This window comes from Tomitella cavernea (assembly GCF_016599145.1).
GTDB lineage: Bacteria > Actinomycetota > Actinomycetes > Mycobacteriales > Mycobacteriaceae > Tomitella > Tomitella cavernae.
In genome coordinates this window covers 166381-178839 of record NZ_JAENKO010000002.1, presented here as the reverse complement: position 1 = coordinate 178839, position 12459 = coordinate 166381, and the positions used below count along the sequence as shown (strand labels likewise).

9 protein-coding genes are annotated in these 12459 nt (G+C 72.5%); 8 read left to right on the top strand and 1 reads right to left on the bottom strand.

Features of this window, described 5'->3' with window-relative positions; genetic code table 11:
- Positions 1-11: 11 nt before the first annotated feature.
- Positions 12-1004 carry an MDR family oxidoreductase gene (locus tag JJ683_RS02065; RefSeq protein WP_200170997.1) on the top strand — a complete coding sequence of 331 codons (993 nt, stop codon included), beginning with the start codon at positions 12-14 and terminating at the stop codon, positions 1002-1004.
- A 4-nt stretch (positions 1005-1008) separates the two neighbouring features.
- Here the strand turns inward: JJ683_RS02065 and JJ683_RS18820 are convergent, their stop codons facing one another.
- Positions 1009-1782 (bottom strand): DnaJ family domain-containing protein, encoded by a 774-nt coding sequence (locus JJ683_RS18820; protein WP_242474313.1) that lies wholly within the window; start codon positions 1780-1782, stop codon positions 1009-1011.
- 219 nt (positions 1783-2001) lie between these two features.
- On the opposite strand from JJ683_RS18820, the gene JJ683_RS02050 reads away from it, so the two are divergent.
- The 7 genes from JJ683_RS02050 to JJ683_RS02020 all read left to right on the top strand — a co-directional run bounded on the left by JJ683_RS02050 (position 2002) and on the right by JJ683_RS02020 (position 12429).
- The gene (locus tag JJ683_RS02050) at positions 2002-3513 is read left to right on the top strand and encodes a hypothetical protein (protein WP_200170996.1); all 1512 of its coding nucleotides are present in this window, start codon (positions 2002-2004) and stop codon (positions 3511-3513) included.
- Between the two features lie 222 nt (positions 3514-3735).
- Complete coding sequence (locus tag JJ683_RS02045) at positions 3736-4548, top strand: TIGR03084 family metal-binding protein (RefSeq protein ID WP_307810632.1); 813 nt, start codon at positions 3736-3738, stop codon at positions 4546-4548.
- Positions 4545-6305: an acyclic terpene utilization AtuA family protein gene (locus JJ683_RS02040; RefSeq protein ID WP_200170994.1), complete on the top strand. Its 1761-nt coding sequence runs from the start codon at positions 4545-4547 to the stop codon at positions 6303-6305. The genes JJ683_RS02045 and JJ683_RS02040 overlap by 4 nt, the downstream gene beginning before the upstream one ends.
- Positions 6302-7522 (top strand): acyl-CoA dehydrogenase family protein, encoded by a 1221-nt coding sequence (locus tag JJ683_RS02035; protein ID WP_372435220.1) that lies wholly within the window; start codon positions 6302-6304, stop codon positions 7520-7522. The genes JJ683_RS02040 and JJ683_RS02035 overlap by 4 nt, the downstream gene beginning before the upstream one ends.
- Positions 7519-9129 carry an acyl-CoA carboxylase subunit beta gene (locus JJ683_RS02030; protein ID WP_200170993.1) on the top strand — a complete coding sequence of 537 codons (1611 nt, stop codon included), beginning with the start codon at positions 7519-7521 and terminating at the stop codon, positions 9127-9129. The genes JJ683_RS02035 and JJ683_RS02030 overlap by 4 nt, the downstream gene beginning before the upstream one ends.
- Before the next feature lie 22 nt (positions 9130-9151).
- A complete protein-coding gene (locus JJ683_RS02025) occupies positions 9152-11272 on the top strand; it encodes an acetyl/propionyl/methylcrotonyl-CoA carboxylase subunit alpha (protein ID WP_200171038.1) in 2121 nt (706 codons plus the stop codon).
- Positions 11269-12429 (top strand): acyl-CoA dehydrogenase family protein, encoded by a 1161-nt coding sequence (locus tag JJ683_RS02020; RefSeq protein ID WP_200170992.1) that lies wholly within the window; start codon positions 11269-11271, stop codon positions 12427-12429. The genes JJ683_RS02025 and JJ683_RS02020 overlap by 4 nt, the downstream gene beginning before the upstream one ends.
- Positions 12430-12459 lie beyond the last annotated feature (30 nt).

Here is a 12459-nt window from a genome sequence, read left to right as displayed (position 1 = left end):
GGAGCAGCCACATGAGCGCAGACGGCACCTATCCTGCGTACGTCGTCGAAGAGAAGGGCGAGCCCGCGCGGTTGCGGCGGCTGACCGATGCGGACCTGCCGGACGGCGACGTGACGGTGGACGTCACGCACTCGTCGCTCAACTTCAAGGACGGGCTCGCAGTGACGGGCAAGGGGCCCATCGCACGCAGGTTGCCGATGGTGTGCGGGATCGACCTGGCGGGTACGGTGTCCGCCTCGAAGTCGCCGCGCTGGAAGCCGGGCGATGACGTGGTGCTCACCGGATGGGGGCTCTCCGAGACGCATCCCGGCGGCTACACCACGCGCCAGCGGGTGCGCGGGGAGTGGCTGGTCGCCCGGCCGGAAGCGCTCACCGCGGAGCAGTCGATGGCGATCGGGACGGCGGGGCTGACCGCCATGCTGTGCGTACTCGCGCTCGAAGGGTCGGGGGCGACACCCGGCCAAGGGCCGGTGCTGGTCACCGGCGCGTCGGGCGGAGTGGGCAGTGTGGCCGTTGCTGTGCTCGCGAAGCTCGGCTACGAGGTGGTCGCCGCGACCGGCCGCCCGGAGTCGCACGGGTATCTCACCGACCTGGGCGCGGCGTCGTTCGTGGACCGCGCGGAACTGTCCGGGGCGGGGCGTCCGCTGCAGAAGGAACGGTGGGCGCACGCGGTGGACGCGGTGGGCAGCACGACGCTGGTGTCCGTGCTGTCGCAGACCGCATACCGCGGTTCCGTCGCCGCGTGCGGGCTCGCCGGCGGCAACGACCTGCCCGCCACGGTGCTGCCGTTCATCCTGCGCGGGGTGTCGCTGCTGGGAGTGGACTCGGTGCAGTGCCCCGCCGACGTGCGCACCGAGGCGTGGGCCCGGCTGGGCGCGGACCTCCCGCAGGACCTGCTGGCGCGCCTCACCACCACGCGCGGGTTCGCGGACATCCCGCAGCTCGCCGAGGACATTCTGGCGGGCAGGACACGCGGGCGCGTCGTCATCGACATCAACGGGTGATCGGTCAGGCGGGCCGTCCCCGCCGCAGTGCGGCCACCACCGTCTTGGGGGCCGGATTGACGTGCGCGACCCCGTCGATCACCACCGTGGGGACGGTCTCGTCGCCGTCCGCGACGGATCGGACGAAGGCGGCGGCCCGAGCGTCGTCCCAGATGTTGATCATCGTGGGGCGCAGCCGCCGGGCCCACAGGATCGCGCGCAGGCGTTGGCAGAACACGCAGCCGGGGCGCCAATAGACGATGACTTCGCGGTCGGGAGGGCGGGAGCCGTCGGTTCGGGGGTCGTCGGTCACTGTGGCAGGGCTCGCTTCCTCGCGTACGGGGCGGGTGATCGGTGCGGCGCCGGGGACGGGCGCACCGGCGGCCGGGCCCTCCGCACGCCACCGGGCGACGGCGGCGTCGACGGGGACCGGCGCGATCGGCAGTACCGGCGGCGACGGGGCGCGCACCCATTCCGCGATGCGGCGGTTGAGGTCGGCGACGTGGGTGCGCACCTCGGCTTCCGCGCCGGGTGCACGCGGGTCGATGTCCGCGAGCGTGCGGGGCAGACGGTCGATCTCCCGCCGGAGCTGCAGCGACATCGGCAGCAGCGCATCGGTGGACAGGCCCTCCTCTTCGAGCTTGCGGCGCACCCAGCCCGTATCGTCCTCCACGGGCGACGGGGGGATGGGCTTGCCCGCTCCGGGCAGTCCGTCGAGGTCGCCGCGCTCGGCCGCGACGCGGATCTGCCGTTCCACCCAGGATTCGATGGTCACGCCCGCCGGCTTGCGCTCGGTCATGGATCCGTCCCTCCGGCCGATATCCCGGGGTTCTCCGGCTCTCGCCCCGCCTGGTGCCTCTCGCCCCGCCTGGTGCACATTGTCGGCGTGAGCGCCCGGCGCGGCAAGCGCCGTGCGCAGTCTTGCCGGCGGACCGTGTACTCGCCCGTACGGTTCTCGGCCGGTATAGATCGGGGGAGGGCCGCCGGATCCGCGACCCGTCGAACCGGAAGGACCCTGATGAGCGAGACGGCCGCAACCGCGGGAGCGCACGGCACGGACGCACCGGCCACGGCGCCTCCGGCGGGGGTGGAATTCGCCCGTGCGGGGGACTCGCGGCCGACGACGGACCCGATGCGCAGCGTGCTCGCCGCCGCGGCGGGCGCAGCGTCGGACGACCTCGCTGCGCGCGTGGAGCGCCGCCGCGACTGGCGCACGGACTACGCTCCGCTGATGGCGGAGCTGACCTCCCTTTCTGCGCGGGACGCGGACACGGCGTGGGCCATCGCGGAAGCCGGGATCGCGCAGGCGCGCCGCCGGCTCGTCTGGGAGTCCGTCGAAGGCGCCGTGCCGCTCGATGAGGTCGGCGACGCGGAATGGTCGGTCCCGGCCCCGGCGACCGGGCAGGTCATCGGCACGGCGACGCCCGACCCGGTGCTGCGCGTGCCGTATCGGGACGGCCTCCTCGAGGGTCACGCGCTCGTGGCACAGCTCGACCGGTGGGTGGCGGCGGGGGCCGTCGAGCCCTCGTTCGCGGCGGCGATCACGCGGGTGGTGGAGAACCCGGAGTGGCTCGCGCTGCCCGGGCGCACCATCGCGATGATGGGCGCGGGCGGCGAGCTGAGCCCGCTCGAACCCTTCGCACGGTGGGGCGCGGACATCCTCGCCGTCGACCTGCCGGCGGAGCGGGTGTGGGACCGGATCATACGGACGGCGGAGCGGGGGGCGGGGCGTGTCCGCTTCCCGGTGTCCGCTGACGGGGCCCCGGGTCTGGACATCGTCGGCGAGCCCGCCGCGGCGACCGCCTGGCTGGGCGGGCACGCGGGCGCGGGCGACGCCGCGGGATCGCGGATGGTGTTCGGCATGTACGCCTACGCGGACCGGGGCGCGCACGTGCGCATCAGCATGGCCACCGACCTCATCATCGAGCGGCTCCTGGCCGGGCACCCGTCGACCGCGCTCGCCTATCTGCAGACGCCGACGGACGCGTTCGTCGTGCCGCCCGAGGTGGTCGCAGCCGGGCACGGGGCCTGGGACCGCCGCGACGCCAAGCGGTATCTGCAGGCGCCGCTGCGCCTCGCGGGCCGCGGCGCGCTGTTCGAGCCGTCGTACAGGTCCGTGCACACCGACGGCACCGGCGTGGCCGACATCCTCGTGCCGCAGCAGGGGCCGAGCTACGCGATGGCCAAGCGGCTGCAGCGATGGCGCGGCGTCACCGCCGAGCGTGCCGGGCACACGGTGTCGTTCAACGTGGCGCCGGCGTCGTGGACCCGCTCGGTGACCAAGAACAAGGTGCTGGCATCCGCCTACAAGGGGGCGCGGCACTTCGGGGTCGAGATCTTCGCGGCCGACACCACCCGCGTGCTCATGGCGGCGCTGCTGGCACACGATCTCCACCACGATGCCGGCACGCGTACGCATCCCGAGCGCCTTTTCGCGGATCAGGCGGCGCACGGGGGGCTGTGGCGTTCCGGGTATGAGCCGAAGACGGTGCTCGGGTTCGCGGCGCTGCTGGGGATGGCGCGGCTGTAGAACGGGGCAGGGAGCCGACGGGGCGCCGCCGGCCCCCTGAGCTCCCCGTTACTCGCTTCCGTCGGCCACGACGGACCTTATCCCTGCCCGGCGAGCGAGGCGCTGAACCTGCCGAACACCGTGCACGTGCGAGGCGCGGGCTTCGCATCGGAGCTGTGGATCCTCGCTCCAAAACAATCAAGCATGCTTGATTGTTCGCTGATCCTGTGTGATGCTGTGCACGTGGCTGAACTCGAACCGGTCCTGGCGGACCTCGACGCGGAAGGCGACGCACTCGATGCTCTCGTCGCCGGCCTGGACTCTGATGACTGGTCCACGCCGACTCCGGCCGCCGGGTGGACCATCGCGCACCAGATCGGACATCTCGCCTGGACGGATGCCGCATCGCTGACCGCCGCGACCGACGAGCCCCGGTTTCAGGAACTGGTCGCGGAGGCCTGGGCCGACCCGACCGGGTTCGTCGACGCGGGGGCGGACCGGTGGGCGAGCATCGCGCCCGCAGCGCTGCTCACGCGCTGGCGAGAGGGGCGGGCCGCGCTCACGCAGGCGCTGCGCGACAGGCCGGCAGGCGAGAAGGTGCAGTGGTTCGGCCCGCCGATGAGCCCGGTGTCCATGGCCACCGCGCGGATCATGGAGACCTGGGCGCACGGCGAGGACGTCGCGGACGCGCTGGGTGTGGCAAAGGCACCGACGAGCCGGCTGCGGCACGTCGCCCACATCGGCGTCCGCACGCGCGACTTCGCGTATGCGGTGCACGAACTGCCGCCGCCGGCCGAGGCGTTCCGAGTGGAACTCACGGCCCCCGACGGCGACGACTGGGTGTGGGGTCCCGACGACGCGGCGCAGCGGATCACCGGCCCGGCGCTGGACTTCTGCCTGCTCGTCACCCAGCGGCGGCATCCCGACGACCTCGACATCAAGGCCGAAGGCGACGACGCGCGGCGATGGATGACGATCGCGCAGGCGTTCGCGGGCGCACCGGGAGGCGGGCGCCCGCCGCATTCGGAACGGCCGCGACGGGAGGAGACCCGATGATTTCTCTGGCACCCGACCCGGACCTGATCCGCGTCGGCAACTGCTCCGGCTTCTACGGCGACCGCATCTCGGCCATGCGCGAGATGCTCGATGGCGGCGATGTGGACGTGCTCACCGGCGACTACCTCGCCGAGCTCACCATGCTCATCCTCGGCCGCGACCGGATGAAGCATCCCGAGCTCGGCTACGCCAAGACTTTCGTGCGTCAGCTCGAGGACTGTCTGGGCCTGGCGCTGGACAAGGGGGTGCGGATCGTCGCGAATGCGGGCGGACTCAACCCCGCGGGACTCGCCGCGCGGCTGCGGGAGTTGACGCAGGAGCTTGGGCTGACCGCGACGGTCGCGCATGTCGAGGGCGACGACCTGGCGCCGCGCGCCGCGGAGCTGGGACTGGGCGAACCGCTCACCGCCAATGCATACCTGGGGTCGTGGGGGATCGTGGAGGCGCTGGGCTCGGGTGCGGACGTGGTGGTGACCGGGCGGGTCACCGACGCGTCGGTGATCGTCGGCCCGGCGGCCGCCCACTTCGGCTGGGGGCGCACGGACTACGACGCGATCGCCGGGGCCGTGGTCGCAGGGCACGTCATCGAGTGCGGCACGCAGGCCACCGGCGGCAACTTCGCGTTCTTCCGCGAGATCGCCGACATGTCTCGGCCCGGCTTCCCGCTGGCGGAGATCCGGCGCGACGGCTCGTCGGTGATCACCAAGCATCCGGACACGGCCGGTGCGGTCACCGTCGACACGGTCACCGCGCAGCTGATGTACGAGATCCAGACCGCGCGCTACGCCAATCCGGACGCCACCGCGCGCCTGGACACGGTCGCCCTCGCGCAGGACGGCCCCGACCGCGTGTCGATCACCGGGGTGCACGGCGAGCCCCCGCCGCCGGACCTCAAGGTCTCGCTGAACTCGCTGGGCGGGTTCCGCAACGAGATGACCTTCGTGCTGACCGGGCTCGACATCGAGGCGAAGGCGGAGCTGTCCCGGCGGCAGCTCGAATCGTGGCTGCCCGTCCGCCCCGCGGAGCTCACCTGGGACCTTGCACGGGTGGACCGGCCCGACGCCCCCACTCAGCAGCAGGCGAGCGCGCTGCTCACCTGCGCGGTGCGGGACCGGGACCCGGACACGGTGGGCCGGGCGTTCTCCAATGTCGCCGTCGAGCTCGCGCTGGCCGGGTACCCGGGTGCCACGCTCACGTCGATGCCCGGGAAGGCCGCACCCTACGGCGTGTTCACGGCCGGGTACGTCGACCGCCACAAGGTGCCGCACGTGGCGGTGCTGCCGGACGGGACGCGGGTGGACATTCCGCCGGCCGACGAGACCCGCGGGCTGGAACCGGTCCGGGATCCCGGTCCGCCGGAGGCCGAGAGCGGGGACGACGGAGATCCCGGTCCGACGCGCAATCTTCCGCTGGGCGCCGTGGCCGCGGCCCGCAGCGGCGACAAGGGCGGCAACGCCAACATCGGCGTCTGGGTCCGCACCGACGCGCAGTGGCGCTGGCTCGCGCGCGCGCTGACGATCGACGAACTGCGCAGGATGCTGCCGGAGACCGCGGGCCTGCCGATCACGCGCACGGTGCTGCCGAATCTGCGCGCGGTCAACTTCGTGATCGAGGGGATCCTCGGACAGGGCGTCGCCTACAATGCGCGATTCGACCCGCAGGCCAAGGGCCTGGCCGAGTGGCTGCGTTCGCGCCGCATCGACATGCCCGCGTCCGTCGCGGCCACCGGAATCGACGTCGAGGAGTCCGCGCTGTGAGCACAGGGAACATGACGAGTACGGGGGACACGGCGAGCGTGGGTCCGGCGCAGGACCTGTGGAACGGCCCCGACGCGTCCGCGCTGCGCGCGACCGTGAGCGCCTTCATGGCCCGCGACGTGCGGCCGCAACAGGACGAGTGGGAACGCGCCGGTGAACTCCCCCGGAGCCTGCACCGCACGGCGGGGGAGCTGGGGCTGCTCGGCGCCTCGTTCCCGGAATCCGCCGGGGGCGGGGGCGGGTCGCCGCGGGACGCGGTGATCATCTGCGAGCAGATGCACTACGACGGCTGCTCCGGCGGGCTGTTCGCCTCGCTGTTCACCTGTGGGATCGCGGTGCCGCACCTCATCGCGGCCGGCGACGCCGGGCAGATCGACCGGTGGGTGCGACCCACGCTGGAGGGCACGGCGATCGGTGCGCTCGCGGTCACCGAACCCGGCGGCGGCTCGGACGTCGGCCACCTGCGCACCCGCGCGGTCCGCGACGGCGACCACTACGTGGTGGACGGTGCCAAGACCTTCATCACCTCCGGCGTGCGCGCCGACTTCGTCGTCACCGCGGTGCGCACGGGAGACCCCGGCGCACCGGGTGGCGGCGGCGCCGCAGGCGTGTCGCTGCTGGTGGTGGACAAGGGCACGCCCGGGTTCGAGGTGGCCCGCAGACTCGACAAGATGGGCTGGCTGGCCTCCGACACGGCCGAGCTGTCCTTCGCCGGATGCCGGGTACCCGTGGGCAACCTCGTGGGCCCCGAGAACAGCGGCTTCCTGCAGATCGCGCAGGCCTTCGTCACCGAGCGGGTCGCGCTGGCCGCGCAGGCCTACTCGGCGGCCCAGCGCTGCCTCGACCTGACCCTGGCGTGGTGCCGCGACCGGGAGACGTTCGGCAGACCGCTCATCGCGCGCCAGTCGGTGCAGGACACGCTGACGGAGATGGCCCGCCGCATCGACATCGCCCGGGTGTACACGCGGCACGTCGTGGACCGTTACGCGGCGGGCGACACCGACTTGGTGGCGGAGGTCTGCTTCGCGAAGAACACCGCGGTGGAGACCGGCGAATGGGTGGCGCACAAGGCGGTCCAACTCTTCGGCGGAATGGGGTACATGCGCGAGAGCGAGGTGGAACGCCAGTACCGGGACATGCGCATCCTCGGCATCGGCGGCGGCACCACAGAGATCCTGAACGGACTGGCGGCAAAGCGATTGGGGTTCCAGCGATGAGCACACTGAAGACGCTTCTCGACACCGGGTCGGAGGAGTACCGCGCCGCGGCCGACGCCATGGGGCGCAAGCTCGACGAGATCGGCACCGAGGTGGACAAGGCGCTCGCCGGCGGCGGGGAGAAGTACGTCGAGCGGCATCGGAAGCGCGGCAAGTTGCTCGCCCGCGAACGCATCGAGCTGCTCATCGACGAGGACTCCCCGTTCCTCGAGTTGTGCACGCTCGCCGCCTGGGGGACCGACTTCCCCGTCGGCGCCAACGTGGTCGCGGGGATCGGCGTGGTCGAGGGCGTCGAATGCATGATCGTCGCCAACGACCCCACCAGCCGCGGCGGGGCGTCGAACCCGTGGACGATCAAGAAGTCGTTCCGCGTCAACGAGATCGTCCGGCAGAACCGGCTGCCGGTCATTTCGCTCGTGGAGTCGGCGGGCGCCGATCTGCCCACGCAGAAGGAGGTCTTCATCCCCGGCGGGCGGATGTTCCGCGACCTCACCCGCGCCTCGGCTGCGGGAATCCCCACGGTGGCATTGGTGTTCGGGAACTCCACCGCCGGCGGCGCATACATTCCGGGAATGTCCGACCACGTGGTCATGGTCAAGGACCGTTCCAAGGTGTTCCTCGGCGGGCCGCCGCTGGTGAAGATGGCCACCGGGGAGGTCGCAGACGACGAGTCGCTCGGCGGCGCGGAGATGCACGCCCGCACGTCCGGGCTGGCCGACTACTTCGCGCAGGACGAGTACGACGCCCTCCGCATCGGCCGGTCCATCGTCAAGCGACTGAACTGGCGCAAGCAGGGGCCCGCGCCGGACCTCGGCCCCGAAGGCCGTGCGCGCGAGCCGCTCCACGGCACCGAGGAACTCCTGGGCATCGTGCCGGAGGACCTCAAGGTGCCGTTCGACCCGCGCGAGGTGATCGCGCGCATCGTCGACGGGTCCGAGTTCGACGAGTTCAAGGCGCTCTACGGCTCGTCGCTGGTCACCGGATGGGCGCGGCTGCACGGCTATCCCATCGGCATCCTCGCCAACGCGCGCGGCGTGTTGTTCTCCGAGGAGGCGCAGAAGGCGGCGCAGTTCATCCAGCTCGCCAACCGCGCGGACACCCCCCTGCTGTTCCTGCACAACACCACCGGCTACATGGTGGGCGCGGAGTACGAGCAGGGCGGGATCATCAAGCACGGCGCGATGATGATCAACGCGGTCTCCAACTCGACGGTGCCGCACATATCCCTGCTCATCGGCGCGTCCTACGGTGCCGGCCACTACGGGATGTGCGGCAGGGCGTACGACCCGCGCTTCCTGTTCGCCTGGCCGAGCGCCAAATCCGCGGTGATGGGGCCCGCACAACTGGCCGGGGTCATCTCCATAGTCAGCCGCGCGAGCGCGGAGGCGAAGGGCCGGCCGTTCGACGAGGAGGCCGACGCCGGGATGCGCGCCATGGTCGAAGCACAGATCGAGGCCGAGTCGCTGCCGATGTTCCTGTCCGGCCGTGTGTTCGACGACGGCATCATCGACCCGCGCGATACCCGGACGGTCCTGGGCATGTGCCTGTCCGCCATCGCGTCCGCACCGATCGAGGGCACCGGCGACTTCGGTGTCTTCAGAATGTGAGCCTGCCGTGACCGATACCGTCATGCCGACGTCCACGCCGGTGACCAGCCCAGCCCCGGTGAGCAGCTCTGCCCCGGTGACCACCGTCCTGGTGGCCAACCGCGGCGAGATCGCCCGGCGCGTGTTCGCCACCGCGCGCCGCACCGGGCGCGGCACCGCCGCCGTCTACTCCGACGCGGACGCGGACGCGCCGCACGTGCGCGAGGCCGACGCCGCGGTCCGGCTGCCGGGCGCGGCTCCCGGGGAGACGTACCTGCGGGGCGACCTGCTCGTGGCGGCCGCGCACGCGGCCGGCGCCGATGCCGTCCACCCCGGGTACGGGTTCCTCTCGGAGAACGCCGATTTCGCCCGCGCCGTCGTCGACGCCGGGCTGACGTGGATCGGCCCGCCCGCCGAGGCCATCGCGCTGATGGGCTCCAAGGTGGAATCGAAGAAGCGGATGGCCGCGGCCGGCGTCCCCGTGCTCGACCAGCTCGATCCGGACCAGGTCACCGCCGACCAGCTGCCGGTGCTCATCAAGGCGTCGGCGGGCGGCGGCGGACGCGGCATGCGCGTGGTGCGCGACCTGGCCGACCTGCGTCCGCAGATTGAGGCCGCACGGGCCGAGGCCGCCTCCGCGTTCGGCGATCCGACCGTGTTCTGCGAGCGCTATCTGGAGACCGGCCGGCACATCGAGGTGCAGGTGATGGCGGATTCCCACGGGACCGTGCTCGCGCTCGGCGAGCGGGAGTGCTCGATCCAGCGCCGCCACCAGAAGGTGGTCGAGGAGGCGCCGTCGCCGCTGGTCGAGCGTATCGACGGGGCGGGCGGGGACATGCGTCGGCGACTCTTCGACGCCGCCCGGCTGGCCGCCTCGGTGATCGGCTACGAGGGCGCGGGCACGGTGGAGTTCCTGGCCGACGAGCAGGGCCGTTTCTACTTCCTCGAGATGAACACGCGCCTGCAGGTGGAGCATCCCGTCACGGAGCTGACAACCGGGATCGACCTGGTGGAGATGCAGTTCCATGCGGCGGAGGGTGCCAGGTTCGGGGAGGGCGAAGGACGTGGGACGGACACGGCGGCCCGGGGGCACGCGATCGAGGTGCGCCTGTACGCGGAGGACCCGTCGCTCCAGTGGCAACCGCAGTCCGGCACCGTCCACCGGTTCTCGGTGCCCGGGGTGACGGCGGAGTTCGCGGCCCCGCCCGCGGACCGGGGCGTCCGGCTGGACTCGGGGATCGAGGACGGCTCTGCGGTGGGCGTGCACTACGACCCGATGCTCGCCAAGGTCATCGCGTGGGCACCGGACCGCGGCGAGGCGGCGCGCATCCTCGCGTCGGCGCTGGCCCGGGCCCGGATCCACGGCTTGGTGACGAACCGCGACCTGCTGGTCAACGTGCTGCGGCATCCGGCGTTCCTCGCCGGCGAGACCGACACCGCGTTCTTCGACCGCCACGGGCTCGACGCCCTGTCCGCGCCGCTCGCCGACGCCGGGGCCGAGCGCGTCTCGGCGCTCGCCGCCGCGCTGGCGCAGGCCGCGGCGAACCGGGCGTCTGCGACAGTGGTGGCGGGCCTCCCCGGTGGGTGGCGCAACGTGCCCTCGCAGCCCCAGCGCAAGGACTTCCGTGGCGCCCGCGGCACCCATGAGGTGGACTACCGGCTGACCCGCGACGGCCTCGCCACCGGCTTCGTCGACGGCGTCGGCCTCGTCTCGGCGGCGCCGGACCGGGTGGTGCTCACCGTCGACGGGCTCCGCCGTGAGTACGCGGTGGCCCGGTACGACGGCGGCCCCGCGGGCGACCGGGTGCACGTCGACTCGTCGTCGGGGCCCTGCGCCTTCGACGCGGTCCCGCGGTTCGTCGACCCGTCCGAGATGCAGGCGGCGGGCTCGCTGCTTGCGCCGATGCCCGGCACCGTCATCCGGTTGGGCGCGGCGGTGGGGGACACGGTCACCGCGGGCCAGCCCGTCCTGTGGCTCGAGGCGATGAAGATGGAGCACGCCATCGCGGCGCCGGCGGACGGCGTGCTCACCGAGGTCGCGGTGGAGGCCGGCAGGCAGGTGGAGGTCGGCGCGGTCCTCGCGGTCGTGTCCGCCCCGGACGCGGCCGAGGGGCCCGATGGCGAAGGATCCGACGCGCCACGACAGTCAGGAGAACAAGCATGAGTTTCATCGAGACCGACGAGCAGAAGCAGCTCCGCGCGGCGGTGGCGGGCCTTGCGGCGCGGTACGGATACGTCGACTACGTGCTGCCGCGCGCCCGTCGCGGCGAACCGCTCACCGAGCTGTGGGACGAGGCGGGCAAGGCGGGTTTCCTGGGGGTCAACCTGCCCGAGGAATATGGCGGCGGCGGAGCGGGCATCTACGAGCTGTCGCTGGTGCAGGAGGAGCTCGCGGCCAAGGGCGCCGGACTGCTGCTGGTGGTGGTCTCGCCCGCGATCTGCGGCACCATCATCGGCAAGTACGGCACCGACGCGCAGAAGGACGCCTGGCTGCCGGGCCTGGCGGACGGCAGCCGGAAGATGGCGTTCGGGATCACCGAGCCCGACGCGGGTTCGAACTCCCACCGCATCACCACCACGGCACGGCGCGACGACGGCGGATGGGTGCTCGGCGGCAGCAAGGTCTTCATCTCCGGCGTCGACCAGGCGGACGCGGTGCTCATCGTCGCCCGCACCGAGGACCACCGGACCGGCAGGCTCAAGCCGGCGCTGTTCATCGTGCCCACCGGCGCCGAGGGGTTCACCGCCCGGCCGATGGCGATGGACATCGTCGAGCCCGACAACCAGTTCACTTTGTTCCTCGATGACGTGCGGCTGCCGGCCGACGCCCTCGTCGGCGCGGAGGACGCGGCGCTGATGCAACTGTTCGCCGGGCTCAACCCCGAGCGCATCCTGGGGGCCGCGATGGCCGTGGGCATGGGCCGCTACGCGCTCGACGCGGCCACGGCCTATGCGCGCGAACGCGCGGTGTGGGATGCGCCCATCGGCGCGCACCAGGGCATCGCGCACCCGCTCGCGCAGGTGAAGATCGAGCTGGAGCTGGCAAAACTGATGATGCAGAAGGCCGCGGTGCTCTACGACTCGGGCGACGACGGCGGCGCCGCGGAAGCGGCCAACATGGCCAAGTATGCCGCGGCGGAGGCGAGCATCAAGGCGCTCGACCAGGCGATCCAGACGCACGGCGGCGGGGGGCTCGCGGCCGAACACGGTCTGGCCGCGATGCTCGGCGCCGCGCGCATCGCGCGGGTGGCCCCCGTGAGCCGCGAGATGATCCTCAACTTCGTCTCGCAGCACAGCCTGGGCCTGCCGCGGTCGTACTGACCACGCGGGCGCCGCGCCACACTCGCACAC